The following is a 26,621-nucleotide window of genomic DNA, read 5'->3' as shown; positions in this document are numbered from 1 at the left end:
GTTTCAACCATGATCACCATCGCGATCGCCATACTCTTCGTCTTGGGAATCGCACTCGGTATCTACGCGGTGGTCGCGCCGCGGCCGTCGACGAACGAGCCGACGTTGCTCGATCAAGTCGATCTAGCGCCACTGCTCGCGACCTCGGAGTGGACGAACGAAGCCGGGCACGAGTTCGCCGGGCTCTCCGAATCGGCGCGCTGCGATCTCATCTTTGCGGTTGCCGCGCTCGACGACGAGCGCTCTTCGCACCTGCTCGAGGTCGCGCTGCAAGATCCGAACGAAGCCGTCGCGCTCGCCGCCGCCCACGCGCTGGCCGGCTCCGGCCGCGCGGCGGCAGTCGAGCGCTTTTTGGCGCAGCACCCCGGCGATCGCGCGGAACGCATCGTCTCGACGCTCTCGCTCCTCATCGTCCCTTCGCGCGAAGAGGCCGTACCGGCCGGGCGTTGACGTCCGTCCTCGAGCTCTCTCCGACGCGCCTCGCACGCTGCATTCGCGTTCTCGATCGCGGCCTCACCGCATCGCCGATCGTGCATCTCATCGCGCTGTCGTTCTTGCTGCCGGAGAGCGCCGGCGGCTCGTCGAGGATATGCTCGCTGCTCGCGACGTGTGCGCGGTCGCGCCGTAAGCGCTGCGAGCGGCTCTTCGTGCGATTGCCGGCGACGATCGGCGCAGACGACCTGGAAAGCGTCGAGGACCGCGGCGCACTCGTGGAGCTCGCCGATGCGATCGCGCGTACCGGCGACGCGGACGAGACGCGGCTGGCGCCGCAGAGCGGCGTTCGCATCGCCGGCGAGATCGCGCGAGATCGCGTGGGAGCCCTTCTTCCCGAACTGGAAACGGCGCCGCTGGGCTCGGTCATCCCGTGGATTCTCTGTTCGGAGCTTCTCGGTACCGCGATCGTGTATCGCGCGTCGCAGAGCGCATCGCTACAGGCGTATCGAGGGTCGCTGTTGGAACGCTTTGCGTCGCTTTCCGAGCAGTCGCCGCAGATCTTTTGGAAGGCGCTCGCGCGCGGCGAGGAGCCCCTCCTGCGCGAGCGGCTTGGAAACGTGATCGACGGATTACGCGGTGCTGCAGCGCTCGCTGCGACGGCGTAGCGCGATGCCGCTCTTCGGAATCTTGGCGGTCGTACTGCTCTCGGCGAGCGTCTACCTCGCGACCCAGCTCCGCCGCCGCGGGAGTACGCGCGAGGCGGTCGCGGTTGCCTTGGCGCCGCCCGCGGTGCGCTGGACGAAGGAGATCGCCGGCGACGATACGCCGACGCCGCAAGCGCGGATCGCGATCGTCGAGCGACTCGGCCTGCTCGCGAACGGTTGGAGCGTGGCGCTGCTGGAAGAAGCGCTCGACGACGAGTACGACGCGGCCGTGCGCGAGGCGGCGTGGCGCGCGCTCCTGCGCGCTCGAGCAGACGAGGCTACTTCTTCCCGAAGTACTTGACCAAGATCGCACGTGCAATAGGCGCGGCGACGTTTGCGCCGTAGCCTCCGCTCCGGTCGACGTACACCGCCAGAGCGAATCTCGGGTGGTCGGTCGGAGCCCAACAGATGAACCACGTCGTGTTCGGGCCGCGCCCGCCCGCGGTTTCCACGGTGCCGGTCTTGCCCGAGTACGGTAACCCCGCGATCGCGAGGCCATAGGCGGTGCCGCCTGGATCTGTGACGCGCGCCATGCCGGCACGAACGGCGGCGAGCGCGGCTTGCGAGGCCGGGATCTCGCGGATGATGCGGACCGGAATGCGCCGAACGACGGCGCCGCTCGGCGAGCGAATCTCCGTGACGACGTGCGGCTGATAGAGCGTCCCGCCGTTGATGACGGCGGACGCGACGTTGGTCATCTGAAGCGGCGTTGCCTGCATCGCTCCTTGCCCGATGCCGAGGCTGCAGACATCGCTCGGCTCGAGAGGAACGCCGTAGTTGCGCTCCATCCACGCGTTGGTAGGCCAGTTTCCACGGCCTTCACCTGGCAGATCGACGCCGGTGACATGATCCAGACCAAAGAGCAGTGCCCATTTGCGCAGTCGCGCGTTTCCCAAGTACCACGAGAGGCGGTAGAAGTAGCCGTCGCTCGACGCCGCGAGAGCCGGCACGAACGTCGTGTCGCCGAGGCCTCCGGCGGCGATGTCGCGCGCGAGATATCCGCCACAGTTCCAAGCGCCGCTGTCGTAGACGACTTGGTTCGCGCCGATGACGCCTTCGGTGAGCGCTGCCGAACCCGTCACCATCTTGAACGTGGATCCGGTTGGCGTTGCGGCGGCGATCGCGCGATCGAAGAGCGGCTCGAGCGGTGAGGTGAGATACTGCTCGACCGAGGCCGAGCGCTGCTCGGAGAAGTCGTTGGGATCGAAGTTCGGCGCGCTCGCGAGCGCGAGGATCTCCCCAGTATACGGATCCTCGGCGACCGCCGCGCCGGTCAGCGGACGTCCGCGGCCCCAGCTCTGCAGCCCTTGCACCAGGGCTTCCTCGACGATGCGCTGCAGCCGCCAGTCGATCGACGTTACGAGAGCGTCGCCCGGGATCGCCGGTTTTTGCGGGAACTCGGCGCCGCGCACCACCTGTCCAGAGGCGTCGACCTCGATGCGCTCGCCGCCGGGCTGACCGCGAAGATAGCCGTCGTACTGCGCCTCCAAGCCGTCTTTTCCGACGACGTCGTTTTGGGTATAGCCGAGCCGGCGCAGACGCGCGTATTCGCCGGCGCTGATCTCTCCCACGTAGCCGATGATGTGCGAGCCAAAAGCCCCATACGGGTAGTCGCGGATCGGCTGCGCCTCGAGATCGATTCCCGGAAGATCCGTGAGGATCTCCGAAAGCTGCGCGACGGTCGGAACCGGCAGGTCGACTGCGAGGATGATCGGACCGTAGGGCTCGTTCGCCGCGATTTGCGCGAATGACGTGTAGTCGATGCCGTGATGGTGGAACAGCCTGCGCATCAGCGTTCCCTCCGGGACGCCGACCGTCTGCGAGAGCAACGCTATTTCGCGCGGCAGGTCCGCGATCTCGGACGGGATCAGCCCGACGACGAACGACGGCCGGTTACGAGCGAGAACGATGCCGTGGCGATCGTAGATGAGGCCGCGCGGCGCCGCCACGCGTATCAGACGGATTTGATTCTCGAGCGCGGCGGCACGATACGTCGCTCCGTTGACGAGTTGAATCGTCGCGAGCCGCGCAACAAGAACGAGCAGCGCAAGTAGCATCGATGTCGCAAAGACGACGATGCGCAGCGGAGGACGCTCCCACGAGATGCGGCGCCGCGCAGGGCGATGCGGCATCATCGGCGCCACGCCATCGCGCGACGACGGTCGAAGCGGCGTGCCACGAACATCACCACGGCGGCCAGCACAGCGTTGAGCGCCCCTTGGAAGATGGCCTGGTGGAGGTGAAGCGTGCCGAGGCCGGCGGGGTAGCCCTCGGCCTTCTTGATGCTCCAGAATACGAGGTCGCGCACGAGCGTCGCGCAACCGACGACGATCATGAAGAAGGGCATCGAATCCTCGAAGAATCGCCGCGTCGGCAGCGAGGCGAGCAGCGCGGTGATCGCCGTGGCGAACGTCCACGCACCGCCGCTGTCGAATGCGATGAGGTCCTCTCCGATGCCGGCAACCAAACCAAAAAGCGTCGCGCGCGATATGTCCGATCGCATCGCGTACCACACGACCACGACGAGAATGAGACTCGGCTCGACGTTGCGCACGACAGCGTAATGCAGCACCGTCGACTGCGCAACGACCGCTGCGAGAAGCCAGAGCAACGCGACGCGCGCCGAAGGCCCGGCGTACCGCTCGGGCGTTCTACTTCGCGACAACGACAACGCGATCGAGTGCGCCGAGCGCGACGGCGGGACGGAGGACTGCTGTTTGGTAGAGTGCGGCGTCGCTGCGATCGATCTCGACGACCGTGCCGATCGGAATGCCCGAGCTGAACGAGCGGCCATTTCCCGTCACGACCACGTCGCCGATGCGTAGCCGTGCGTCCTGCGAGACGTACTGCATCCGCACGCTCGTGAGGTTCCCTTGCGCGATGCCCCACCATCGACCGCGCTCGACGATTGCGGGTATGCGGCTCGTGTAATCCGTGATGAGCAGCACCGTGCTCGAAAACGGCCCAACCTCCGCGATGCGCCCGACGACGCCCGACGCTGCAACGACGCCTTCGTCAGGCTTGATTCCCGCGCGCGAGCCGCGGTCGATCGTCACGGTGCGCGACTCGTTCTCGGGAGGGAATCCGATGATGCGCGCCTCGACGCCGTTGGGATATTCGGCGGCGACCGGCGCGATCGCAGCCTGCGACGCAGACGCCGCTAGCGCTTCGACGAGCCGAGCGTTCTCGGCCTCGAGCCTGCCGTTTTCGTCTCGCAGCGTGGCGTTCTCCCGGCCGAGCTGTGGAACGGAGAGCACGGTTCCGCCCGCGTCGCGCACGCCGCCGACGACCGCCGAGGTGAGCTCCTCGACGAAGGCTACGACCGTCGAACCTGCCCAGACGAGCGGCCCCAGCTTTCCGGTGCGCGCAGCGTTCACCTGTAGCAGCAATAGCGTGGCTGCGGCGATGATGATGCCGATTAGCGTGAAAAGCTTGCGTTCGTCTTGATACACGAGAAGATCGCCAAATGGTCCGGCGGCCTCATTTCGCGGTCGAGAGCACAAATCCCGAGGAGCGCAGCGTGCGGACGAAATCGCCGAGCGGGAAACCCACGACGGTAAAGTAATCGCCGTCGATGCTCTCGACGAGCGCCGCCGCGCGTCCCTGGATGCCGTAAGCACCGGCCTTGTCCGTAGGCTCACCGGTGGCGACGTACTCCTCAATCGCGTCCGGGTCGAGGTGACAGAACCGGACCGTCGTCGTCGACAGCCGCTCGATGGCGGTGTCGGCGTCCGGCAGTCGCAGCGCATAGGCGGTGTGAACGCGGTGGACCCTTCCCGAGAGCATTTTGAGCATGGCCGTGGCTTCCACGGGATCGCGGGGCTTCCCGAGCAGGCGGGAGCCGATATGGACGACGGTGTCGGCTGCAACCACGGCCTCGCTCGGGTACCGCGCGGCAACGGCGAAGAGCTTCGCTCGGGCATGGCGCTTGGCAAGGGTTTCCGGCGATGCGTTGGGATCGCCGGGCTCGTCGTAACCACTGGGAACGACGATGACGCTCAGGCCGATGCTGCGAAGCAGCTCGGCGCGGCGCGGCGAGCCGCTGGCCAGCACGATGCCGGTCAGTTGTTTCCTACCAATAATAGGTGCCATGCAGCTCGACGTACCCCCCGGCATGACGACCGTACAACTCGCGATGCGTGAAGTGGATGATGCCGCCGAGCGCGTCGTACTCGTACTCGCCCTTCACGACCACGGCGTCGCCCGTACGCAGCGGAATCGGTCCCGTGAAATCGATGCTGCTCTCGACGCGAACCGTCAGGGCGCACCCGCTGCGCAACCGGAGGAGAAATCCTTCGTGCGGACCGCTCGGACCGACGTGCGTTCCGAGCAGGCGGACCACGTTGCCGTCGGCGATGACCTCAACCCGGCTCTGGCCTTGTGCGTACGTGCGGCAGACGACGCCGTCGTCGGGTCCGGGCGTGCAGGCGCAAAGGACCAGGAGTGCGAGCGCCGCGGCGCTATGCCGGCTGCGCGGCTCCATACCCGTACAGGCCGCGCGCGGCGACGTACTCCCAGACGGCGTCCGGAACCAGGTAGCGCACGCTGTGATGCTGCGAAAGGAGCGAGCGCAACAACGTTCCGGATTCCGGGAGCTCCGGCAGGTTCAGCGTGCGTACGCGCTCGCGCAGACTCGACGGAATCTCCCCGATGACCCGCTGCACGGCCTCCGGACGGACGCCCGCTCGTGGCGCGATGACGAACCGTTCCACCGACTCGAGCACTTCGTCGAAGCGCACCCATTGCGCGTTGACGAGCGAGTCCGCCCCGATGATGAACGTGAACGCATCCCGGGGATACTTCTCGCGCAACGCCGGAATCAGATCGGCGGTGTATCCGCTCGCATCGTCGCGCAGATCGGCGTCCTCGAAGACGAAGAGGGGATTCCCGGCGATTGCAGCGCGAACCATCGCACATCGATCCTCGATCGGCGCCTCCGGCTGCGCCCGATAGTGATGCCCATTCGTTGGAACGAAGAGCACGCGCTCGAGCCCTTCCATCAACCGGGCCGACTCGGCAAGAAAGAGATGCGCGTTGTGAACCGGGTCAAAGGTGCCGCCGAAGATGCCAGTTCTCACGAGTAAGTGAACTCATACGCGCCTATGCGTACCGTGTCCCCTTGTGCCGCGCCCATTGCACGCAGGCGGCGATCGACACCAATGCGCTCGAGAGCGCGCTCGAAGCGCGCGAGCGATTCATCGGAGTCGAAGTTCGTCATCGCCGCAATGCGCTCGACGCGCTCGCCGCTGACCACGAAGGCTCCGTCCCGCTCGCGTTCTATGGTGAAATCGTCCTTCGGCACGAGGTCGATGCGCACCATCGGCTCGACGCGCGGCGGAGCGGGCGCCTGCGCGAGCGCTCGAGCGATTGCGTAGACGAGCTCGGTCACGCCTTCGCCGGTCACGGCGCTGATACCGGCGGTGTCCGGGTGTCGCTCGCGCATCTCTTCGAGGCGCGCGCGCGCGTCGGGCAAGTCCAGCTTTGAGATGCACAGCAGCGTAGGTTTTTCGATCAGCGCGCTGCTCCAGGCGCGCAGCTCGTTCTCGATGGTCTCCTTGTCGCGCAGAATGTCGTCGAGCGGCTTCGCGCCGTCGAGAAGATGGAGCAGCACGCGCGTCCGTTCGACGTGTCGCAGGAAGCGGTCGCCGAGGCCCGCGCCTTCGTGCGCGCCTTCGATCAAGCCGGGGACGTCGACCATGACGAACGACGCTTCGTCGGATACGCGCACGACGCCGAGCTGAGGTTCGGTCGTCGTGAAGGGATAATCGGCAATCTTCGGTCGCGCCGCGGAGACCGCGGAGAGCAGCGTCGATTTACCCGCGTTCGGAACGCCGATGACGCCGCAATCGGCCAGAAGCTTCAACTCCAGACGCAGTGCGAACCGTTCGCCGGGCTCGCCCTTTTCGGCGAACCGCGGTGCTTGGCGAACGCTGGTAGCAAAATGCTGGTTGCCGAGTCCACCGCGGCCTCCGCGCGCGGCGAGGACGCGCTCCGCCGGTGCGGCGAGGTCCGCGACGAGGGCTTCGGGCTTGCCTTCCTGAGAGCGATACACGAGCGTTCCGACCGGGACGCGAATTGTCAGGTCCGTGCCGCTGCGCCCCGATTTGTTCGATGTTCCGCCGTGCTTGCCGGAATCGGCTTCAAAGCTGCGCCGGAACCGAAACTCGACCAGCGTCGATATCTCCGGGGTCGCTTCGAGGTAGACGCTCCCGCCGTGACCGCCGTCCCCGCCGGCCGGGCCGCCTTTGGGGATGAACTTCTCCCTGCGCCAGGCCACGATGCCGTCGCCGCCGTTACCCGCCGCGACGGAGATCGTCGCTTCATCGATGAATTGCACGAGAAAACCGCAGATGCAGTCGCCTCGGAGCGCGCGTACGGCTCGTACGCGTAACCGGCTTGGCGGCTTGGCCGGAGCTACGGGTGAGACTTCTCAGAAGTATGGTTAGGCTGCTCGGACGACCACGTGCTTGCGGTTGCGGCGATTGACGAACTCGACCGTGCCGCCGACGAGCGCAAAGAGCGTGTGGTCCTTCCCGATCCCGACGTTCTCGCCTGGATGGAACCGCGTTCCACGCTGGCGCACGATGATGTTTCCCGGGATCACGCGCTCGCCGCCGAACTTCTTGACGCCCAGGCGCTGCGCGTTCGAGTCCCGGCCGTTGCGGGTCGAGCCGGCGCCCTTTTTCGAGGCGAAGAGCTGGAGATCGAAGCGGAACATAGCCGCGTGAGTATAGCAAGGGCTTCGGAGCCTTGGCAAGCGCTCACGCGCGCACCGCCGGCTCCGAAAAGGTGAGCGTACGGGCGTCGGCGTCGAGGGTTGCCTCCAAGCCGATCGGCAGCACCCACTGATGTGGCACGTGGCCTGAGGGGATGCCGCAGAGCACGGGGCGATCCCAACCGGAGAGCCGCTCGGCGACCACGTCCTCGGCCGTGCCCTGCGAGTCAGCCTTCGGCTCGCAGCGCGTCAAGCCGCCGACGATCACCCCGCGCGCCGCCTCGATGGCTCCAGCGAGCCGCAGCTGGGTCAGCATGCGATCGATGCGGTACGGCTCCTCGTCAACGTCCTCGAGCAGGAGCAGCGCCTCGCGAAGTGCCGGCGCCCAGGGCGACCCGAGGAGGCTTGCGACGATGCTCAGGTTCCCCCCGGCGATGCGGCCCCGCGCACTTCCGCCGCGTACGGTCGTCGCGGCGAGCGCGGCGAGGGTACCGATCGGTTCGAGCGACATGCATGCGCGCTCGACGTACGACCGCGCGACCTCGTCGAAGTACTCTTCGCGCGCGACCGGCCCGTGAAACGTGATCACTGCGCTACGTTGCGCGACGGCGTCGAGCAGCGCGGTGACATCCGAGAACCCGAGCACGATCTTGGGGTCGGCCGCGATGGCGCCGTAATCGACGTGCTCGAGAATACGCATGGTCCCATAGCCGCCGCGCAAGGCGACGATCGCGCGGATGCTCGGGTCGCGCGCCATACAATTGAAATCGTCGGCACGTTCCTCGTCGCTGCCGGCGAGGTAGCCGCGGCGAGCGGCGGCGTGACGCCCCACCACCGGCTCGACGCCGAGCGAGCGCACACGCGCGGCGCTTTGCACGATCTCATCATCGGTCACGGGTGCGGCCGGCGCGATCAAGCCGACGCGCTCGCCTCGGCGCAACGCGAGCGGCTTGCGCATCCTCGCGGGAAACGCAGGCAGCGCAGACATCGCGTGCGTCGTTCACCGCAGCGGGAGGTGCCCCTTGGGGGGCTCCGTAAGTTGAATCTAGTTTTGGAGTCGATACATCGTCAGCCGGGCCAGGCCGGGAACGCGGTCCGGCGACGCGTCGTTGTCACGGGTCTCGGTGCCGTTACTCCGCTGGGGAATAATCGCGACGAGTTCTGGCGCCGCCTCTGCGCCGGCGAGTCCGGCGTCGGACCCATCACGAGTTTCGACGCGTCCGATTTCTCGACGCGCTTCGCCGCCGAGGTAAAGGACTTCAACGGCGAGCAGCTGATCGGGAAGAAGGAAGCGCGCCGTATGGACGCGTTCGCGCAGTACGCGTTCGTCGCGGCGCGCGAAGCCATCGGGGACGCGAAGCTTCCCGAGGATGCCGAGCTGCGCAAGCGCGTCGGGGTCGTCCTCGGAACGGGCATCGGCGGCATCCAGACATTCCGTACGATGTCCGACCGGGCGCACGAGCTGGGGACGTGGGCGAGGACATCGCCCTTCTTCATTCCGATGCTGATGAGCAATGCCGCGCCCGCGCATATCTCGATGGCGAATAACCTGCGCGGTCCGATCTTCGCGACCGCCAGCGCCTGTGCGAGCGCGAACGACGCCATCGCGACCGCCTACAATTTAGTCGCGAACGGCGATTGCATCGCGATGCTCACCGGCGGCGCCGAAGCGACGATCACGCCTCTGGCCATGGGCGGCTTCTGCTCGATGCGGGCGATGTCGACGCGCAACGACGATCCCGCACGCGCCTGCCGCCCCTTCGATCGCGAGCGCGACGGGTTCGTGCTCGCCGAGGGCTCCGGCATTCTGCTGATCGAGGAGGCCGAGCACGCGCTGGCACGCGGCGCGCGGGTCTATGCAGAGGTCCTCGGCTACGGGCAGTCCGCCGACGCGTATGATATCGTGGCGGTCGATCCGAACGGCGACGGCGTGGTTCTCGCTCTGGAACGCGCGTGCGCGAGTGCCCGTCTCGAGCCGACGGACGTGGACTACATCAACGCGCACGGCACGTCGACGCCCATTGGGGATCCGGCCGAATCGAAGGCGATCGAGCGCGCCTTCGGCGAGCACGCGTATCGCATCGGCGTCAGCTCGACGAAATCGATGACGGGGCACGCGCTCGGCGCAGCCGGCGGCATCGAAGGCGTCGCGACCGTGCTTGCCGTGGCCAACGACGTCATGCCGCCGACGATCAACTACGAATTCCCGGACCCGGAGTGCACGCTCGACTACGTTCCGAACGTCGCGCGGCGCGCGACGATCCGGACGGCCCTTTCGAACTCATTCGGGTTTGGCGGACATAACTGCGTCATCGTCTTTGGCAAGATGCGTGGCGGGTGAGAATCGGCGCAAGCGCATACGGGAGCTGCTCGCTCGCGCCGGCGTGCGATTTGCCCCCGACTTCGACGCGATCGACCATGCGTTCGCGCACGAGAGCTACGCGCGCGAGTTCGCGTGCGCCTCGAACGAACGCTTGGAGTTTCTCGGCGACTCCGTTCTGGGCGCCATCGCGGCCTCGTGGCTCTTCGAGACCTTTCCGGACGAACCGGAAGGCGAGCTGACGTTGCGCAAAGCGTGGATCGTCAACGACGCGCAGATCGCGCGCACCGCGGGCCGGCTCGGCTTCTCGCAGCTCGTATTTCTCGGCGCAGGCATGCGCAAAGCCGGCGGTGCGGAGAACACGTCGATTCTCGCCGATGCATTCGAGGCGTTCGTCGGTGCGCTCTACCTTCGGTATGGAATGGAGCGAGCGCGGCGCTTCGTACTGCTCGAGCACGTCGAGCGTCTCGATCACGAGAGCGGCGCTCCGTTGGACGCCAAGACGCGCTTGCAGCATCTGGCTCAGGCGCAGATGAGCGCGACGCCCGCGTACTACGATGAAAACCGTGGCACGCCCCAGCTGCCCGCTTTCTTCTCACGCGTCGAAGTGAACGGGAGGCGGCTCGGCAGCGGCACGGGCTCGTCGAAAAAGATCGCGCAGCAGGCGGCGGCGCAGGACGCCCTGCTCGCCCTCGAGCAGAGCGAATGAAGCTCAAACGCATCAAAGCCTTTGGATTCAAGACCTTCGCCGAGCCGACGACGATCGAGTTCACCGGTGGCATCACGGCGGTTGTAGGACCCAACGGCTCCGGCAAGTCCAATCTCGTCGACGCGTTTCGCTGGGTGCTCGGCGAAACGTCGACGCGGTCGCTGCGCTCGGGGAAACTGGAAGACGTCATCTTCGCGGGAAACGACAAACGCAAACCGCTCGGCCTGGCCGAAGTCTCGATTGCGTTCGACAACAGTGACCGCTCGCTCGCGCTCGAATACGGTGAAGTCGAGATTACGCGCCGCGCCTATCGCGCCGGGGAGAGCGAGTACTTCATCAATCGCAGCCAGGTGCGGTTACGCGACGTCCACGATCTGCTCATGGGTACGGGCCTCGGCCCGGGATCGTACGCAATAGTCTCGCAAGGTGAGATCGACTCCGTGCTCAAGAGCAAACCGACCGAACGGCGCGTGCTCTTCGAGGAGACGGCCGGCATCAGTAAGTTTCTCGCCCGCAAGCACGAATCGTTGCGTCGTCTCGAGCAGACCGAAACCAATGCAATTCGCATCAGCGATCTCATCGCCGAAAGCGAGCGACGCATTCCCGAGCTCGAGACGCAGGTGCGCCGCGCCAAGCGATACCGCCGCGTGAGCGCGCGCGTGCGCGACTTGGAGATTCTTTCGTATCTGCGCGCCAGCGCGTCGCGGCGGGAGGAGCGGGAGCGCGTACGCAACGAGTTGAAGGAGAACGACGAGCAGCGAACGGTGACGGCCGCTCACGTGGCGGCGGTGGGCGCCGATCTTGCCGAGACACGCACGCGGGTGTACAGGCAGGAGTTAGAGCTCGAAGAGTTTCGTGCGCAGGCGCAGACGCGCCGCGCGGAGCTCGCGCAAGTCGAGGCCGAATACGCGGCGGCGCTCGCGCGCCGGGAAGCGCTCGAGGCGCAATCCACCCAGACCTCGCACGATGCCGCGCGCGTCGCGCAGGAGCGAGAGGCGCTCGAGCGCTCGTGCCGGGAGCTCGACGAACAGATCGCACCCCTCGCGGCGCTCACGGCGCAAGGGCGCGAGCGCGAAGCGGCCGCGCAGGCCGCCGTCGCCCTGCAGCGCGAGCGCCTCGACGCGGTCTTCACGCAGCTGCGCGCGATCGAAGCCGATGCAGCGGATCGCGCTGCACGCCGTGCCGAGCGTCGCGTACAGAGCGAAAACCTCCGCGCCGAAGTTGAGCGGTACGAAGGCGAGCTGCGCGCCGAGCGCGACCGCCTTGCGTCGCTCGAGATGACCCTCGGGACGGCGACGCAACAGCTCGCGCAACGCAAGCATCAGCTCGAAGCGCTCGAAGCGCGAGCACTCCAGGCGCGCGAAGAGGTCGAGGCGGCGGAACGTCAGGCTGCCGACGCGCACGACGATCTCGTTCGTGCCGAGAGCGTGCACCGCGAGCACGCTGACGAAATCACGGCGGCGCAATCGCGGCTGCATACGATCGAAGAGCTGGAGAATGCGCTCGAGGGACACGTACCCGGGACGCGCGCGGTCGTCGAGGCCTGGCAACGCAAGGAGCTCGACGGCATCGAAGGCGTCGTCTCCAATCTCGTCACGATCGAAGAGCGGTACGCACGGGCGATGGACGTTGCGTTCGGCGCGCGCCTCTCCGACATCGTGACGCGCACGACCGTCGATGCCGAACGCGCGATCGAGCATCTGAATCGCACCGAATCCGGCCGCGCGACGTTCATGCCGCTCGATCGGCTCGCGAAGAGCGCGGCGTCACGCCCGCAACCGGCGCCGCACGAGCAGGGTGTCATCGGATACGCACCGAGCCTGATCCGTACGGCGGCCCAGTACGCCTGCGTCGTCGAAGAGCTCGTCGGCGACGTGCTCGTCGTGGATACCCTTCACACCGCGTTGCGCGTCGACGGGCGCATAGCGGCCGGTGCGATCGTCACGCTCGCCGGCGAGATGGTGACGAGGGGAACGATCGCAGGCGGCCGCTTCAAACGCGAGCGCTCCATATTCTCGCGTCGGGCCCAAGCAGTGCAGCTGCGCGAGCAGCTCACAGGCATGGAGCAGCGGCTCGCGCAGTACGAGACGCAGGTGCGGGGAGCGCGCGCGCAAGCGCACGGCGCGGGCGCTAAGCGGGACGGCGCGCGCGAGGCCGTCGCCAAGGACGAGTTGCGGCTAGCCGAGGTCCGTGCCGAGGTTGCAGCGCGCGGCGGCGAGCTGGCACGCATGCAGGCGGACGTGCTCTCGGCAAGCGCCGCGGTTGCCGAGCTCGTCGAGCGCGGACGCGTCGCGGAGGAGCGCGCGCGCGGCTACGAATCCGGCGAGCCGGGGGCCGAGCGCATCGATGAGGAGCGGCGTCGCCTGGAGAACGAGCTGGCTCGCGTGCGAGAAGAGATCGCACGGGCAGAGGCGGCGCAGACGCGCGAGAGTGCGGAGGCAAGCGCGGTCCGGGAGCGGGCAGCGGGGCTTTCGGCGCAGTCCGGTGCATCGGCGTCCCGCCTCGCCATGCTCGATCAGGACGACGAGCGCGCGCGGCTCGCGCGCGAGCGGATGCTGGCGGAGATCGCGTCGCTGATGGAGCAAACGCGCGCGGCGCACGCGCGCGTAGAAGGCTTGCGACGCGGCGTCGCGGAGGTGGACGCGCAGCTGGAGCGAGCGCGCGTCGAGCGCGAGCGACTCGTCGAGCGTCAAACCGCGCTCGAGTCGGATCTGCATCTGGCCGAGATCGCGGAACGCGATGCGCTAGGTGCGGGAGAGAGCAGGCGCACGCGCCTGACGCAAATCGAAGCGGAGCTCGGAATCATCGTTTCGCAGTTCGCGCAGAATCCTGCAGCCGACGACGAGTGTAGCGACGTCGAGGAACGGTATCGCGGCGAGCCGGACAGCGTCGTCGACGATCTGCCGCGTCTGCGTGACGAGCTCGCGCGGCTATCCGCAAACGTCAACCTGAACGCAGAGGCGGAGCGCGAAGACGTTGCGGAGCGCGAGCGCTTCCTGCGCACGCAGCTCGACGATCTCTCGAGAGCGCGCGAAACGCTGCTCGAGTCGATCCGTGAGATCGAACAGCAGACGCAGGTGCAGTTCAACCAAACCTTCGAGCGGGTGGCCCGTGAGTTTGCGAGCGTGTACGCGCGGCTCTTCGAGGGAGGAACGGCGCGTATGTGGCAGACGAATCCGGAGAACCTCTCCGAGACCGGAATCGAGATCGCCGTGCAGCCGCCGGGGAAGAAGCAGATGCCGCTGCCGGCGCTCTCGGGTGGAGAGCAGGCGATGACGGCGGCTGCGTTGATCTTTGCGCTCATTCGGGTGAAGCCGTCGCCGTTCTACCTCTTCGACGAGGTCGACGCCGCGCTCGACGACGCCAACGTCGCGCGCTTCTCGGAGATGGTGCGCGAGCTCTCGCACGGCGATGCGGACACGATCATCGTCACGCACAACAAGCGAACGATGGAGCTGGCGAACCGCATGTACGGCGTCACGATGGGCGAATCCGGCGTCACCTCCGTCATCTCGGCGGAGCTGAGCGCAAGACAGGCAGAGCCGGCGATTGCGTGAGCCGCACGGCTGCGCGCTCCTCTCGCTTTCAGACACAACCGGGGCTGCGAGCCTCGCTCGCGCACTTCTGGACGGCGGCGCGCACCTCTACGCGACCGGCGGCACGCGCGCCTTTCTCGAGCGAAACGGCATTCCATCGACCGACGTCCAGGAGTTGACCGGTTTCCCGCCGCTCTTCGGCGGGCGCGTCAAGACGCTGCACCCTCATCTCTTCGGCGCGATTCTGTACGACCGGGCGTCTGCGGCCGACCGTGACGAAGCGCATCGCCGCTCGATTCCCGCGATCGATACCGTCGTGGTTACCCTGTACCCGCCTCCCGAGATCGACGTCGGAGGCGTCGCGCTGCTGCGCGCGGCGGCAAAGAACTATGCGTCCGTTAGCGTGCTCTCGGATCCCGAGCAGTACGCTGCGTTCGTCGAGACGATGCGCTCGGGAGCTCCGCCGCTCGAGTACCGGCGCCGGCTGGCGGTCGCGGCGCTCGAGCGGACGGCCGCGTACGACGCGAGCCGTGCCGCCGATCTGGGCGGCAAACGCTTCGCGCTGCGCTACGGGGAGAATCCGCAGCAGATCGGCGCGTTCTACGCAACGGCGGAACATGCGATGCCGGAGCAGCTGCACGGCAAGGCGCTGTCGTACAATAATCTCCTGGATCTCGATGCGGCGCTTCGCCTTCTCACGCGCGTTGAAGGCACGCGCCGCAGCGGCGACGCCGTCGTGCGCGCCGCTGTCGTGAAGCACACGATTCCGTGCGGCGTCGCGCAGCACGCGAACGTCGAGGACGCCGTGCGCGAAGCGCTCGACGCCGACCGTATCTCCGCCTATGGCGGTATCGTCGCAATCGACGCGACGCTCACGCCCGTCGCCGCGGACGCACTTGCGACGGTCTTTCTCGAAATCGTCGCCGCTACCGGCTTCCATGAAGACGGGCTCGCGCGGTTGCGCGCGAAGCGCAACCTGCGCGTCATGCGCTTTGCTGACGATCTTCCCCAGCGTCTGGTTCGGGCACGGAGTATGCGCAGCGCGCTTGGCGGCCTGCTTGTGGAAGCGCCCGATCCGAACGCCGAACCCGAACGGCTTCGGGTCGCCTCCAAACGAGTGCCGAGCGATAGCGAGTGGCGCGACCTCCTCTTTGCCTGGGACGTCGTACGCCACGTCAAATCGAACGGAATCGTCGTTGCAAAAGGCGGCGTGACGCGCGGAATTTGCGCCGGCCAAACCAATCGCGTGAGCGCGGTCGAGATTGCCGTCATGCGTGCCGGGGATACGGCGCGTGGCGCCGCCTGTGCGAGCGACGGATTCTTCCCGTTCACCGACGGCCTGGAAGCAGCGATTGCCGCAGGGTGCAGCACCGTCGTCGCACCCGGCGGCTCGATTCGTGACGAGGAGATCGTCGCGGCCGCCGATCGCGGCGGCATCGCCCTCGTCTTCTCGTCGCACCGCCACTTTTTACACTAAGGAGAGGACGCTGTCATCATGCCGCGATTTCTGCATACGTCGATCTTCGTCAACGACATGGAAGAATCGATCGCATTCTATCGGGACAGGCTCGGCCTCGGGCTGCTCGACGGGCCCTTTCACTATCCGGGAAACGCGGACATGGCCTTCGTGGGCAAGGACTGGAACGCGTATATCGAGCTCGTCTACGATCTGGAGGCGCATCCGCCGTATCAGATCGGCAACCGCTACGAGCATTTGGCGATCGAAGTCGACGGCGATCTGCGCGGCTACGTCGATGGACTAAAGACCCATGGCGTGAAGGTTATCAAGGACGTGTACGCCTCGCCGAGCGGCACGCGTGCGATCGCCTTCGTCGAAGATCCAAACGGAATTCCGATCGAGCTGTTGGAGCCGCGCAAGGACAAGACGCTCTCGTGACGAGCAGATCCGTTCATCGATAAATGAACGGATCGCTCGGTGGAGCGATCGTCTCGACGCGCCGGGCCGTGAGGCGGAGCTCGTCTCCGGTCTGCGCGACGATGCCCTGCGCATGGATCCACGTACCCGAAGCGGCGTGGACGCGGCCGGCGAGACGCACGACGACGGGCGCTGCATCGGCGCGGCAACACGTGATGGCAAAGCGCACAAGGGCGTCGGCTCGCACGCCGTGCACGAGCGTACCGGTAAAAGTGAGGTGCTCTCCGGCAAAGAGGTCCGTCAGCGTCGTCTCGGTCGCGGTGTAGACGGGGGCGGGCGCGCCGAGTACCGCACCGGCGAGCATGAGCGCGGGGGCAAGACGAGCGCGCGGCGATTGCGTGCGGCGATGCGCGATCGCGAGCGCGGCGCAAGCCGCGGCGCACGATGCAAGCGGCAGGCAGAAGCGTGGATGCACGAGCGCGTCGCCGCCGTGCCATGCGACGAGTGAAAGCGCGAGCGCGAGGATCGTATATGCGACCGCATCGTGCGAGACCGGTGACACGCGCGCGCGCAAGAGGGCCCTGGCGTCGATGATGCCGCTCGTGCAGAGCATGCCGAGCGCCGCGAACGGCGCTCGCGCGTGAAGCGCCGCGGCGAGAGCGACTGCGCCGAGGGCGCACGGCGCGGTCGCGAAGCCGGCCAGCGCCCCGCCTAGCCACTGAAGAAGTGGGGAGGCTCGCGCGAGGTCGATTTCCCCAAAGGCGTGGGAGGCCAATCCCGCTAGCACGGCCGCGGGAAGCAGTGCGGCAAGCTGCGCCGGGAAGGCCTCTGCGTGCTCGCACGAACGCCGCGACGAAAAACGCGAAACGAGCAGCGCGGCTGCCACGCGTAGGAGCGCAGGCAGCGGTCCGAAGGTCATCGCGGTCGCGGCCGCCGCGGGCAACGAGCGCGCGGACGCCCTGGATCCGCAGCCGCATCCGAGGAACGGCAGAAGCGCCGCGAGCGAGGCTCGCGTCGCTGGAAAGCGCGATAGCAGCGCCTGTGCTGCGATCCCGGCAAGAATAAATGGAGTCCCTTCGAACAGGGACCCCGCGGCGGTAGCGAGCACGCCGCGCACCGCATGTGCCGGCAGCACCGCCAGCACGAAGAGCACACAACACGTCACGATCACGGAGTTCATGCCGGAGAAAATCACCGCACCACGCGGTACCGAAGATCTCATTCCCCCGCAGTCGGCTCGATGGCAAGCCCTCGAGTCGCGCGTGCACGGGCTCGCGCGATGCTTCGGCTATGGCGAGATCCGTACGCCGGTCTTCGAGGCGACGGAGCTCTTCGTGCGCGGCGTCGGCGAGACGACGGACATCGTCGAGAAAGAGATGTACACGTTTCTCGATAAGGCGCAGCGGAGCATGACCCTTCGCCCGGAATGGACGGCACCCGTCGTGCGTGCGATGCTCGAGCACCACCTGCTCGCGCAGGGACCGCAGCGCCTCTACTATATCGGCCCGATCTTTCGCTACGAACGCCCGCAGAAGGGGCGCTATCGCCAATCGCATCAGTTCGGCGTCGAGTGCACCGGCTATGCCGTGCCGGAAGCAGACGTGGAGGTGATATCGCTTGCGTGGGAGCTCGTTCGCTCCTATCGCATCGAGGATGCGGTGCTAAAGATCAACTCCATCGGTGACGAGGCGTGTAGGCCGCGGTACCGCGAAGCGCTGCTCGAACATTTTCGCCCGAATCTCGCACTGCTCTCTCCCGACGCGCAGCGGCGCGTCGAGCGCAACCCTCTGCGGCTGCTCGATAGCAAGGAAGAACGCGACGCCCCGTTCGTCGCGAGCGCGCCGCGATTCGAAACCTATCTCTGCGACGCATGCCGGGAGCACTTCGCAGCGGTTCGCGCAACCCTGGACCTACTCGACGTCCCCTACAGCGTCGATGCGCGCATCGTGCGGGGGCTCGACTATTACACGCGCACGGTGTTCGAAATCCAATCCGGCGCCTTGGGCGCGCAGAGCGCGGTCTGCGGCGGCGGGCGATACGACGGTCTCATTCGCTCGCTCGGCGGACCGGATACGCCCGCCGTGGGCTTTGCGCTCGGAATGGAACGTTTCTTGATGATCGTCGACGCGGCGCACGGCGTGCCCGCGCAGGCGCGTGCCGGAATACAGGCGATCGGGCTCGGCGTGCAGGCGCGAGCGGTGCTTCTCCCCGTGGTTGCAGAACTGCGGCGCCTCGGCGTTCCGGCGTTCATCGACTACGAGGACCGCAAGCTCCTCGCGCATCTGAAGACCGCCGATCGTAACGGGGCGCGTTTCGCACTGATCGTCGGCGAGGACGAGCTCGCGGCGGGCGAAGCGGTGCTGCGCGACCTCGATCGCCGTGCCGACCGGCGCCTGCCGCTCGGGGAGCCGAGAGTCCTTGCGGCCTGCCTTGTAGAAGCGACGGCATAGCATGGAAGAGCGGGAGACGCTCGAGGAGCTGCTCGGCATCATGCGCGAGCACGACCTCGACCGCATCAAGGTGAAGGCCGGCGACGCCGTCTACGAGCTCGTGCGCCGCCAGGCGCAGAGTCCCGCAACGTTCAACGGTTCCGCAGCCGCGCCGCAGGGTACCGAGACGCCCGCACGATCGAGCGCCGCGCCCGCGAACGTGAAACGCGTGCTTGCGCCGCTCACGGGCGTCTTCTACCGGCAACCCTCGCCCGACGTGGATCCGTTCGTGAGCGAGGGCGATCGCGTCGACATCGGCCAGGTCCTCTGCGTGCTCGAAGCGATGAAGCTGTTCAACGAGATTCAAAGCGATTATGCCGGAACCATCGTTCGCGTCATTCCCGGCAACGGTGAGCTCGTCTCGCAAGGAGAGGAGCTCTTTTGGATTCAGCCGTGACGAAAGACGTCCGGGGCAGACGCGGCTTCGACGAGCTCGTCGCCGATCGGCGCGGCATCTTCGATGCACCGCACTACCGCGCGCAGATCGAAGCGATCGCCGACGCGGTGGTGCGCGCGCTACGCGCCGGCAAAAAGGTGCTCTGGTGCGGAAACGGAGGAAGTGCGGCCGAGGCGCAGCATATGGCCGCCGAGCTCTCGGGCCGGTTCTTGCGGGAACGGCCGGGCCTGGCGAGTGAAGCGCTGTCGGTCAACACGTCGACGCTTACCGCGGTCGGCAACGACTACGGCTTCGATCGCGTCTTCGCGCGCCAGGTCGAGGCATTTGCGCAACCCGGCGACGTCGTCATCGCACTCACGACGAGCGGCAATTCGCGCAACGTCGTATTCGCGCTCGAAAGCGCTCGACGTTGCGGTGCGCTTGCGGTGGCGTTTACGGGCAACGGCGGCGGGCGCATCGCCGGCGCAGCGGATCTCGTGCTCGTCGGCCCGGACGGATACTCGGCCATCGTTCAAGAGGTGCATCAGGTCATGGCGCACATTCTGTGCGATCTGGTCGAGCAGCGCATCATCTTCGGCGATTAGTGGCCTGCAGCAGGTAGGAGCTTCATTGTGGATACCGCGCGCAACGACCGTTTGAGCGCAGACGACGCCCGGACGCTCGTGGAGCGTATGCGAGGACGCACGGTGCTCGTCGTGGGCGACCTGATGATCGATGAGTGGATATGGGGAACCGTCTCGCGCATCTCGCCCGAAGCGCCGGTTCCCGTCGTCGCGGTTTCGAGTCACTCGTTCACGCTCGGCGGGGCCGGCAACGTCGCGAATAACTTGCGTGCGCTCGGCGCGCGCGTGAGCTTCGCGGGGCTTGCCGGAGCGGATGCCTTCTCCGACCAAGCGCGACGGCTGTTGCGGGATGAAGAGATCGACGATGCCGGCGTCTTCAGCGTCGCCGACCGTCCGACGACGCGCAAGACGCGCATCGTCGCTCACAACCAGCAGGTCGTGCGCGCGGATTGGGAGTCCACGCTGCCCGCGTCGCCAAGCGATCGCGACCGCATCGCTGACTTCGTACGCGAACGTGCCGCGCGCAGCGATGCCGTGATCTTCAGCGATTATGCAAAGGGTCTGCTCAGCCGGGAGCTCGTGGAGGCCGCACTCGTCTGTCCGATCGTCGTTGCAGATCCGAAGCCGGCCAACCTCGACCTCTTTCGCGGCGTGACGTGTGTCGCGCCGAACGTGCACGAAGCGGCGCAAGCGACGGGCGCGAGCGTCGTGGACGAGGCCTCGCTCGACGAGGTGGGCCGTACGCTGCTCGCGCGCATGGATTGCCGCTACGTCGTCATCACGCGCGGCGAGCACGGCATGTCGCTGTTCGCGCGCGACGGCGTTCGGCTCGACGTACCATCCGTTGCACGCACGGTTTACGACGTGAGCGGAGCGGGCGACACGGCCGTTGCCGTCCTCGCGCTCGCGCTGGCCGCGCATGCGCGCGTCGAGGAGGCGGTGCAGCTCGCGAACTTCGCGGCCGGTGCGGTCGTGGAGAAGCTCGGTACGGCGACCGCTTCGGCCGACGATATCCTCGCGTTGGTCTCCCATGAGCGCTGAACGCTGGTTCGGCCAGCTGCTCGATCTCGCCGCGGCGGTGGCGTGGCGCGAGGAACAGCGCGCCGCCGAGCGTCGCGTCGTCTTCACCAATGGCTGCTTCGACGTGCTTCATAGCGGGCACGTCGAGTTTCTCGCGTGGGCGCGCTCGCAAGGCGACGCACTCGTGGTCGGCCTCAACGACGACGATTCCGTCACGCGACTGAAGGGCGCCAGCCGCCCGATCGAGCCGTTCGCGCACCGGGCTCGCATGCTGCAAGCGTTGCGCAGCGTCGACGTGGTCGTCGGCTTCTCGCAGCGGACGCCCGAGGTGATCCTCGAGCGCATTCGCCCGGACGTGCACACGAAGAGCGCGCAGTATCGTGAAGAGGAGTTGCCCGAGCGGGCGGTGGTGCTGCAGCACGGCGGCGTCATCTGCCTCGCTCCGCACATCGCCGGAAGCTCGACGACGCAGACGATCGCGCGGATCCTGGCGCGCTATGCGGATCGCGACTAACGGTGCGCGTGGTGTTGACCGCAAACGGCCCCGGCGAGGTGGCCGGCTGGGTCTGCCCGCTCTTGCACCACGTGTACGAGCAAGCCCCCGAGACCGACGTGCACGTGTTCATGGTGCCGGACGATTACGCCACCGGAAGAGAGGCCGAGGTCGTTCGCGATAGGTTTGCCCGCGCGCACGTCTACGACCCGAAGCGCTATCTCGCCGTCGCATTTGGCCGGCGCGTCGAAGGCGTTCCGAGCGGCGCCGACGTCGTGCAGTATCTCGGCGGCGATCTCATGCACGCCGTGCGTCTGCATCGCCGCTTCGGCGGTGCGGCATCGACGTACAAGTTCTCTCGTTCGCGGTACGGGCGGCTCTTCGATCGTGCGTTTGCGGTCGACGACCAGAACGCCGCACGCTTGCGGGCGTGGGGCACGCCGCCGGAGCGCATCGAGATCGTTGGAAACCTGGCGGTCGACGGCGCCATCATGCAGGCGTTCGAGGAACCCGAGCCGCAGGCACCGCGCGACGGGGTACTCGTCATGCCAGGATCCCGGCGGCACGAGATCGAGCACTTGGTCCCGTTCTTTTTCACGATGGCGCTACGCATGCTGCGCGAGCGCCCGGACCTGCCGATCGCGATGGGCGTCTCGCCGTTTACGACCGACGAGCAGCTGCGTCTGGCAGTCGAGCGCGGCGGCGATCCGCGCGTCTTCGCGACGCGCGGACGGCTGATCGTCGCGGACGACGGCCGCACCGCTCTCGCCCCGAGCGACGGCGACGCGCGCATACCAGTTCTCCGGCGGCCGCTTGCCGCGGCGCGTCACGCGCGTCTGGCCGTCACGCTTCCCGGAACCAAGTGCATCGAGCTGGCCGCCATCGGCGTGCCGACGATCGCCATCACGCCGCTCAATGCCGCCGAGCTTGCGACGTTCAACGGGCCGCTGACCTACTTGGATCGCATTCCCGGCATCGGTCGCCCGCTCAAGCGCGCCGCGGCCGTTGCCGTCTCGCGCAGACATCGCTTCCACACCCAACCGAACATCGATCTTGGGGAGATGGTGATGCGGGAGCTGCACGGAACGCTCACGCCCGGCCGGGTCGCGCGCGTCGCGCTCGACAGCCTCGAGGACCGCGCTTGGCTTGAAGAGAGCGCGGCTCGCCTACGAGCGCTCTATGCGGGGCACGCCGGTGCGGCGCGGCGGATGGCAGAATCTCTCCTGCGCTTGGGCTCGTAAGAATGAGGATTTCCGTCGTCATCGCCACCAAAGAACGCGCCGCGTATCTCGAACGCGCCTTGCGCTCGCTCGAGGCGCAGATCGGCGCACCGTCCTTCGAGGTCGTGGTCGTCGACAACGGCTCCGCCGATGGAACGCGCGAGCTCGTCGAACGCGTCGCCGCGATCTCTACGATTCCCGTGCGCTACGCGTACGAAGCGCGCTCCAATCGCGGTCGCGCGCGGAACGTCGGCGTGCGAGCGTCGCAGGGATACGTCTTGCTTTTCTGCGACGACGACGTCCAAGCGCCGCCGGGGTGGATCGCGGCGCACGAGGCGGCACACGCGCAAGGAGGACTCGTCGTCAGCGGCCCGATCCTCAACGTCGCGTCGTACGAGGAACGTCCCCGTCCCGGGCCCGCGAACTATTCACGCGCGTTCTTCTGCACGTGTAACGTCTCGCTTCCGCGCCATGCGTTCGAAGCGGCAGGCGGGTTCGACGAGGATTTCGATCTCTACGGTTGGGAGGATACCGAGCTCGGTATGCGCTTGTACGATCGAGGCTTTCGCCGGCGCTTCGCCTGGGACGCGTACATTTGGCACGTGAAACCTCCGGCGGAGAACACGCTCGAGATCGAAACGCGCAAGGCGGTCGAGAAGGCGCGCATGGCCGCGCGCTTCGTGCACAAGCAGCCGACGCGGCGTGCGCGTCTCGCTGCCGGCGTCTACGGGGCGAACGTGGTACGCGGCAAGTATCTCCTCCCCGATGCGCTTCTCGCCGTATACGCGGGCGTGGCATCGAGCTCGTGGATACCGGCCCCGTTGCGAGCGCTCGCAAAGACGCAGTTCCTCGATGGCATGTACACGCGCGAGCTCGTGCGTGCCCTCGGCGACTGACGGCGCGCGCACGGACGCGCTCGTCGTGTGCGCCGGCGGCGGAATCGGCGACTCGCTCCTTGCGTCCGTCGTTGGGCGGGCGCTGCACGAGCGCTTTGCGCGCGTCGACGCCTTGACGTTGCCGAGCCATCGCGCCGCGCTCGAACGCGTGCCGGACTTCGACGCGGTACTGGCCGACGACGCGGAAGAAGAAGGAAGACTGGCCGAGCGCATCGCCGAGCACGCGTACGCGGCGGCAATCGTGACGTGGGCGACGGCGCGCGCCGCCCGCGTCGTGCGGCGCGCTCGGATTCCGATCCGCGTTGGACAAGCGCGCCGGCTCTACTCCGGCCTCTTCACGCACCGCGTCGTGGTGCGCAGCGAGCGCGGCGACGTGAGCTCGCATTGGACGCAAGTGCTGCTCGACTACGCGCGCGCGATTGGATGCGATGCAGCGGATACGGTACCGCGCTTCGTGCCCACGGGGTCCGACGACGCCGAAGCCGATCGCGTTGCACGCGAGCGCGGACTCGAGACGCAGCGGTATCTGATCCTGCATCCGTCGAACGCCATCGCGACGAAACGGAGTTGGCCGGTGAGCGGTTGGGCGGCACTTGCGCGGGCTGCGTACGCGCGGTTCGGGCTGCCCGTCGCCGTTACCGGAAGCGCTGCGGAGGGGAGCATCGTCGATGGAATTTGCGCCGCAGCCGGCGATGGAAGCGTCGCGGTCGCGGGAGCAACGAGCATCGGCGCCTTCGGCTCGCTCGCGAGACGCGCCCGGGCCTACGTCGGAATCACGACCGGGGCGATGCACGTCGCGGCCGCCGTTGGCGCGCCGACCGTCGGTATCTTCCCCTTCCAGAGCGACTTTCCGGATCGATGGGCTCCGCTGGGAGCAAAGACGGCAATCGTTCGCGCTTCGTACCCATGCCATCTCGGCGATACGAAGGAGCGCTGCTCCGATTACGCGTGTATCGCGAACCTCGACGTCGCGCGCATCCTCGCCGCAACGCAGGAGGTACTGCGATGAGCGAAACGCTGATTCGTTTCGAGCACGTCACCAAACGCTACGGCGCACACGTTGCTCTCGAGGACGTCTCGATCGACGTCTCAGCGGGCGAGCTTCTCGTGGTCATTGGGCGTAGCGGAAGTGGAAAGACGACGATGCTGCGCTGCGTCAACGCACTCGTCGTTCCGGATGCGGGGCGCGTTCTCGTCGAAGGCCGGAGCGCCGAGAGCGGCGACGTCGTCGCCTCTCGCCGGCGCATCGGCTACGTCATTCAGTCGGGCGGTCTCTTTTCGCACATGACGGTTGGGCGGAACGTCGCGATTGTCGGGCGAGCGACGGGCGACACGGCCGAGCGGCGCGCGGCGCGCGTCGCGGAGCTGCTCGCTTCCGTCGGCCTCGAAGCGCTCGAATCGCGCTACCCGTCCGAGCTCTCCGGTGGCCAGCGGCAGCGCGTCGGGATCGCGCGCGCGCTCTACATGGATCCGCCGATCCTTCTGCTCGACGAGCCGTTCGCGGCCGTCGACCCGCTGACGCGCATGGAGCTGCAAGACGAGTTCTCTCGGCTGCACCGTCGTCTACGTAAGACGATGGTCTTCGTCACGCACGACGTGGACGAGGCGCTCTATCTCGGCGACCGGATCGCCGTTTTCGACGCTGGGCGGCTCGTGCAAATCGACGCGCCGGACGACCTTCGCCGCAATCCGGCAACCGAGTACATCGCGCGCTTTCTCCAGCGGCGCCGCGCGCGAGGTGACCTCTAATGCGGCGTGCCGGCGCGGCTGCGATGCTGCTGGTTGCGATCTCGTTGCTCTCGCTTGGCCGCGCTCGCCCCGCCGCGCCGACGATCGTGATTGCGTCGAAGCAGGACACCGAAGGACAGATTCTCGCAGAGATCCTCGCACAGTTCGTCGAGGCGCGTACGCCGTACCGCGTCGTTCGGCGCACGAACCTCGGCGGGACGCTACTCGTCTTCGCCGCTCTGCGCTCCGGCGCGGTGGACGCGTATCCTGAGTACACGGGAACGATCGATGCCACGATCTTGCACCGCAGCCTGGACCTCGATGCGATCCGCGCGGCAATGCAGCGTCAGTACGGGATCTACGTCGCAAGCGAGCTCGGCTTCAACAATACATACGTCCTCGCCATGAAGGCGCAGACTGCGCGACGGCTGCGGATCCATACGATCTCGGATCTCGCCGCGCACCCCGGATTGCACTGGGGCGTTACGCCGGAGTTCCTGCGGCGCAGCGACGGTCTGCCCGGGCTCGAGCGCGCGTACGGGTTCGGTGCCGTGGATGCCGTGGACATCGAGAAGAGCCTTGCGTATCAGGCTCTCGCCCGCGGCACGATACAGGTGACCGATGCGTATTCCACGGACGGCCAACTGCTGCGGTACGGCTTCGTGACGTTGAAGGACGATCGCCACTTCTTTCCGGAGTATCGCGCGCTCTATCTCGTGCGCGACGCAACGCTGCTGGCAGCGCCGCAGCTGCGCGTGCTGTTGCGCCAGTTGAAGGGGACGATCGACGATCGCACGATGAGCGCGATGAACGCGCAAGTCGACATCGCGCATTTCTCCCCGGATGGCGTCGCGGCCCAGTTCCTGGCGCACCGCTTCGGAATCAAGCGCGCGCGCGCGCCTGATTCCACCGCGCAGCGCGTGCTGCGCGCCCTCGGCCGGCACGTCGAGCTCACCCTGATCACCGTGTTCTTCACCGTGCTGTTGGGGGTACCGCTCGGGCTGTTGGCCGCACAGCGGCCGCGCGCGGGCCAGGCGATCATGAAGGTCGTCGGAACGCTGCAGACGGTGCCGAGCATCGCGCTGCTCGCGCTGATGATTCCGCTTTTCGGCATCGGCGTGATCCCAGCGATCGTCGCGCTCGTGCTCTATGGCCTGCTCCCGATCGTGGCGAACACGCGCGCCGGACTCCGTCAGACGCCAACCGAGGTGCTCGACGCCGCGGAAGGCATCGGGCTCTCCCGCGCACAGATTCTGGGCTGGGTACAGTTTCCCATAGCGCTGCCGTTCATACTCGCCGGCGTGCGCACGTCGGCGGTGATCGCCGTCGGCACGGCGACGATCGCCGCGCTCATCGGCGCGGGCGGCCTCGGCGACTTCATCCTCGCCGGCCTGACGCTCAACGATCCGCACACGCTGCTTCTCGGGGCGATTCCGGCCGCGCTCCTCGCCATCGTCGTCGACGAGGTGATCTATCGCATCGAGCTGATGCTGCGGCCCCGAGGACTTGCGGGCGATTAG

Annotated in this window: 28 protein-coding genes; 18 read left to right on the top strand and 10 right to left on the bottom strand. The window is 67.2% G+C overall.

Annotation, left to right across the window (positions count from 1 at the left end; translation table 11 throughout):
* Positions 1–9: 9 nt before the first annotated feature.
* Genes VMV82_09095 through VMV82_09085 form a run of 3 tightly spaced genes read left to right on the top strand, consistent with a single transcriptional unit; the run spans position 10 to position 1,440 of the window.
* The gene (locus tag VMV82_09095) at positions 10–450 is read left to right on the top strand and encodes a hypothetical protein (protein ID HUY41706.1); all 441 of its coding nucleotides are present in this window, start codon (positions 10–12) and stop codon (positions 448–450) included.
* Complete coding sequence (locus VMV82_09090; GenBank protein HUY41705.1) at positions 447–1,100, top strand: hypothetical protein; 654 nt, start codon at positions 447–449, stop codon at positions 1,098–1,100. Before VMV82_09095 ends, VMV82_09090 begins: the two co-directional genes overlap by 4 nt.
* Complete coding sequence (locus VMV82_09085; protein HUY41704.1) at positions 1,072–1,440, top strand: hypothetical protein; 369 nt, start codon at positions 1,072–1,074, stop codon at positions 1,438–1,440. The genes VMV82_09090 and VMV82_09085 overlap by 29 nt, the downstream gene beginning before the upstream one ends.
* Here the strand turns inward: VMV82_09085 and mrdA are convergent.
* The 9 genes from mrdA to VMV82_09040 form a co-directional block, all read right to left on the bottom strand.
* The gene (gene mrdA, locus VMV82_09080; protein ID HUY41703.1) at positions 1,418–3,274 is read right to left on the bottom strand and encodes a penicillin-binding protein 2; all 1,857 of its coding nucleotides are present in this window, start codon (positions 3,272–3,274) and stop codon (positions 1,418–1,420) included. The genes VMV82_09085 and mrdA overlap by 23 nt on opposite strands.
* On the bottom strand, positions 3,271–3,804 hold the full coding sequence (mreD, locus tag VMV82_09075) for a rod shape-determining protein MreD (GenBank protein HUY41702.1): 534 nt from the start codon (positions 3,802–3,804) through the stop codon (positions 3,271–3,273). The genes mrdA and mreD overlap by 4 nt, the downstream gene beginning before the upstream one ends.
* Complete coding sequence (gene mreC / locus VMV82_09070) at positions 3,791–4,591, bottom strand: rod shape-determining protein MreC (protein ID HUY41701.1); 801 nt, start codon at positions 4,589–4,591, stop codon at positions 3,791–3,793. Before mreC ends, mreD begins: the two co-directional genes overlap by 14 nt.
* 28 nt (positions 4,592–4,619) lie before the next feature.
* On the bottom strand, positions 4,620–5,231 hold the full coding sequence (locus VMV82_09065; protein ID HUY41700.1) for a Maf family protein: 612 nt from the start codon (positions 5,229–5,231) through the stop codon (positions 4,620–4,622).
* Positions 5,212–5,622: a DUF3465 domain-containing protein gene (locus VMV82_09060; GenBank protein HUY41699.1), complete on the bottom strand. Its 411-nt coding sequence runs from the start codon at positions 5,620–5,622 to the stop codon at positions 5,212–5,214. Before VMV82_09060 ends, VMV82_09065 begins: the two co-directional genes overlap by 20 nt.
* The gene (nadD, locus tag VMV82_09055) at positions 5,600–6,217 is read right to left on the bottom strand and encodes a nicotinate (nicotinamide) nucleotide adenylyltransferase (protein ID HUY41698.1); all 618 of its coding nucleotides are present in this window, start codon (positions 6,215–6,217) and stop codon (positions 5,600–5,602) included. Before nadD ends, VMV82_09060 begins: the two co-directional genes overlap by 23 nt.
* Positions 6,214–7,476 carry a GTPase ObgE gene (gene obgE, locus VMV82_09050; GenBank protein HUY41697.1) on the bottom strand — a complete coding sequence of 421 codons (1,263 nt, stop codon included), beginning with the start codon at positions 7,474–7,476 and terminating at the stop codon, positions 6,214–6,216. Before obgE ends, nadD begins: the two co-directional genes overlap by 4 nt.
* Positions 7,477–7,581: 105 nt before the next feature.
* A complete protein-coding gene (rpmA, locus tag VMV82_09045; GenBank protein ID HUY41696.1) occupies positions 7,582–7,857 on the bottom strand; it encodes a 50S ribosomal protein L27 in 276 nt (91 codons plus the stop codon).
* Positions 7,858–7,900: 43 nt separating this feature from the next.
* Complete coding sequence (locus VMV82_09040; protein HUY41695.1) at positions 7,901–8,842, bottom strand: LD-carboxypeptidase; 942 nt, start codon at positions 8,840–8,842, stop codon at positions 7,901–7,903.
* Positions 8,843–8,893: 51 nt separating this feature from the next.
* Here VMV82_09040 and fabF point away from each other — a divergent pair, with 51 nt between their 5' ends.
* From fabF to VMV82_09015, 5 genes are read left to right on the top strand one after another with little or no spacing between them, the layout of a single operon-like run.
* Positions 8,894–10,195, top strand: coding sequence for a beta-ketoacyl-ACP synthase II (gene fabF / locus VMV82_09035; GenBank protein HUY41694.1), 1,302 nt, complete (start codon positions 8,894–8,896; stop codon positions 10,193–10,195).
* A complete protein-coding gene (gene rnc / locus VMV82_09030) occupies positions 10,185–10,883 on the top strand; it encodes a ribonuclease III (GenBank protein ID HUY41693.1) in 699 nt (232 codons plus the stop codon). Before fabF ends, rnc begins: the two co-directional genes overlap by 11 nt.
* Complete coding sequence (gene smc, locus VMV82_09025; GenBank protein ID HUY41692.1) at positions 10,880–14,440, top strand: chromosome segregation protein SMC; 3,561 nt, start codon at positions 10,880–10,882, stop codon at positions 14,438–14,440. The genes rnc and smc overlap by 4 nt, the downstream gene beginning before the upstream one ends.
* Positions 14,433–15,896, top strand: a complete 1,464-nt coding sequence (gene purH / locus VMV82_09020) for a bifunctional phosphoribosylaminoimidazolecarboxamide formyltransferase/IMP cyclohydrolase (GenBank protein HUY41691.1) — start codon at positions 14,433–14,435, stop codon at positions 15,894–15,896. The genes smc and purH overlap by 8 nt, the downstream gene beginning before the upstream one ends.
* Before the next feature lie 18 nt (positions 15,897–15,914).
* Positions 15,915–16,316 (top strand): VOC family protein, encoded by a 402-nt coding sequence (locus tag VMV82_09015; protein HUY41690.1) that lies wholly within the window; start codon positions 15,915–15,917, stop codon positions 16,314–16,316.
* A 13-nt stretch (positions 16,317–16,329) separates the two neighbouring features.
* On the opposite strand, the gene VMV82_09010 is transcribed toward VMV82_09015, so the two are convergent.
* Complete coding sequence (locus VMV82_09010) at positions 16,330–17,475, bottom strand: hypothetical protein (protein HUY41689.1); 1,146 nt, start codon at positions 17,473–17,475, stop codon at positions 16,330–16,332.
* Here VMV82_09010 and hisS point away from each other — a divergent pair.
* Genes hisS through VMV82_08960 form a run of 10 tightly spaced genes read left to right on the top strand, consistent with a single transcriptional unit; the run spans position 17,474 to position 26,621 of the window.
* Positions 17,474–18,745, top strand: a complete 1,272-nt coding sequence (gene hisS / locus VMV82_09005) for a histidine--tRNA ligase (protein ID HUY41688.1) — start codon at positions 17,474–17,476, stop codon at positions 18,743–18,745. The genes VMV82_09010 and hisS overlap by 2 nt on opposite strands.
* A 1-nt stretch (position 18,746) precedes the next feature.
* Entirely contained in the window at positions 18,747–19,181 is a 435-nt protein-coding gene (locus tag VMV82_09000; GenBank protein ID HUY41687.1) for a biotin/lipoyl-containing protein, read from the top strand.
* Entirely contained in the window at positions 19,178–19,765 is a 588-nt protein-coding gene (locus VMV82_08995; GenBank protein HUY41686.1) for an SIS domain-containing protein, read from the top strand. The genes VMV82_09000 and VMV82_08995 overlap by 4 nt, the downstream gene beginning before the upstream one ends.
* Before the next feature lie 27 nt (positions 19,766–19,792).
* Complete coding sequence (locus VMV82_08990) at positions 19,793–20,785, top strand: PfkB family carbohydrate kinase (protein HUY41685.1); 993 nt, start codon at positions 19,793–19,795, stop codon at positions 20,783–20,785.
* Positions 20,775–21,278 carry an adenylyltransferase/cytidyltransferase family protein gene (locus tag VMV82_08985; protein ID HUY41684.1) on the top strand — a complete coding sequence of 168 codons (504 nt, stop codon included), beginning with the start codon at positions 20,775–20,777 and terminating at the stop codon, positions 21,276–21,278. The genes VMV82_08990 and VMV82_08985 overlap by 11 nt, the downstream gene beginning before the upstream one ends.
* A 2-nt stretch (positions 21,279–21,280) precedes the next feature.
* Positions 21,281–22,498 (top strand): hypothetical protein, encoded by a 1,218-nt coding sequence (locus VMV82_08980; GenBank protein ID HUY41683.1) that lies wholly within the window; start codon positions 21,281–21,283, stop codon positions 22,496–22,498.
* Positions 22,499–22,500: 2 nt separating this feature from the next.
* Positions 22,501–23,373 carry a glycosyltransferase gene (locus tag VMV82_08975; GenBank protein ID HUY41682.1) on the top strand — a complete coding sequence of 291 codons (873 nt, stop codon included), beginning with the start codon at positions 22,501–22,503 and terminating at the stop codon, positions 23,371–23,373.
* On the top strand, positions 23,357–24,382 hold the full coding sequence (locus tag VMV82_08970) for a glycosyltransferase family 9 protein (GenBank protein ID HUY41681.1): 1,026 nt from the start codon (positions 23,357–23,359) through the stop codon (positions 24,380–24,382). Before VMV82_08975 ends, VMV82_08970 begins: the two co-directional genes overlap by 17 nt.
* Positions 24,379–25,122, top strand: a complete 744-nt coding sequence (locus VMV82_08965; protein ID HUY41680.1) for an ATP-binding cassette domain-containing protein — start codon at positions 24,379–24,381, stop codon at positions 25,120–25,122. Before VMV82_08970 ends, VMV82_08965 begins: the two co-directional genes overlap by 4 nt.
* On the top strand, positions 25,122–26,621 hold the full coding sequence (locus tag VMV82_08960; GenBank protein ID HUY41679.1) for a glycine betaine ABC transporter substrate-binding protein: 1,500 nt from the start codon (positions 25,122–25,124) through the stop codon (positions 26,619–26,621). Before VMV82_08965 ends, VMV82_08960 begins: the two co-directional genes overlap by 1 nt.

The sequence above is a fragment of the Candidatus Dormiibacterota bacterium genome, assembly GCA_035532035.1.
GTDB lineage: Bacteria > Vulcanimicrobiota > Vulcanimicrobiia > Vulcanimicrobiales > Vulcanimicrobiaceae > Tyrphobacter.
Note: the sequence above shows the minus strand (reverse complement) of the source record. Positions and strands in the feature narration are given on the sequence as shown.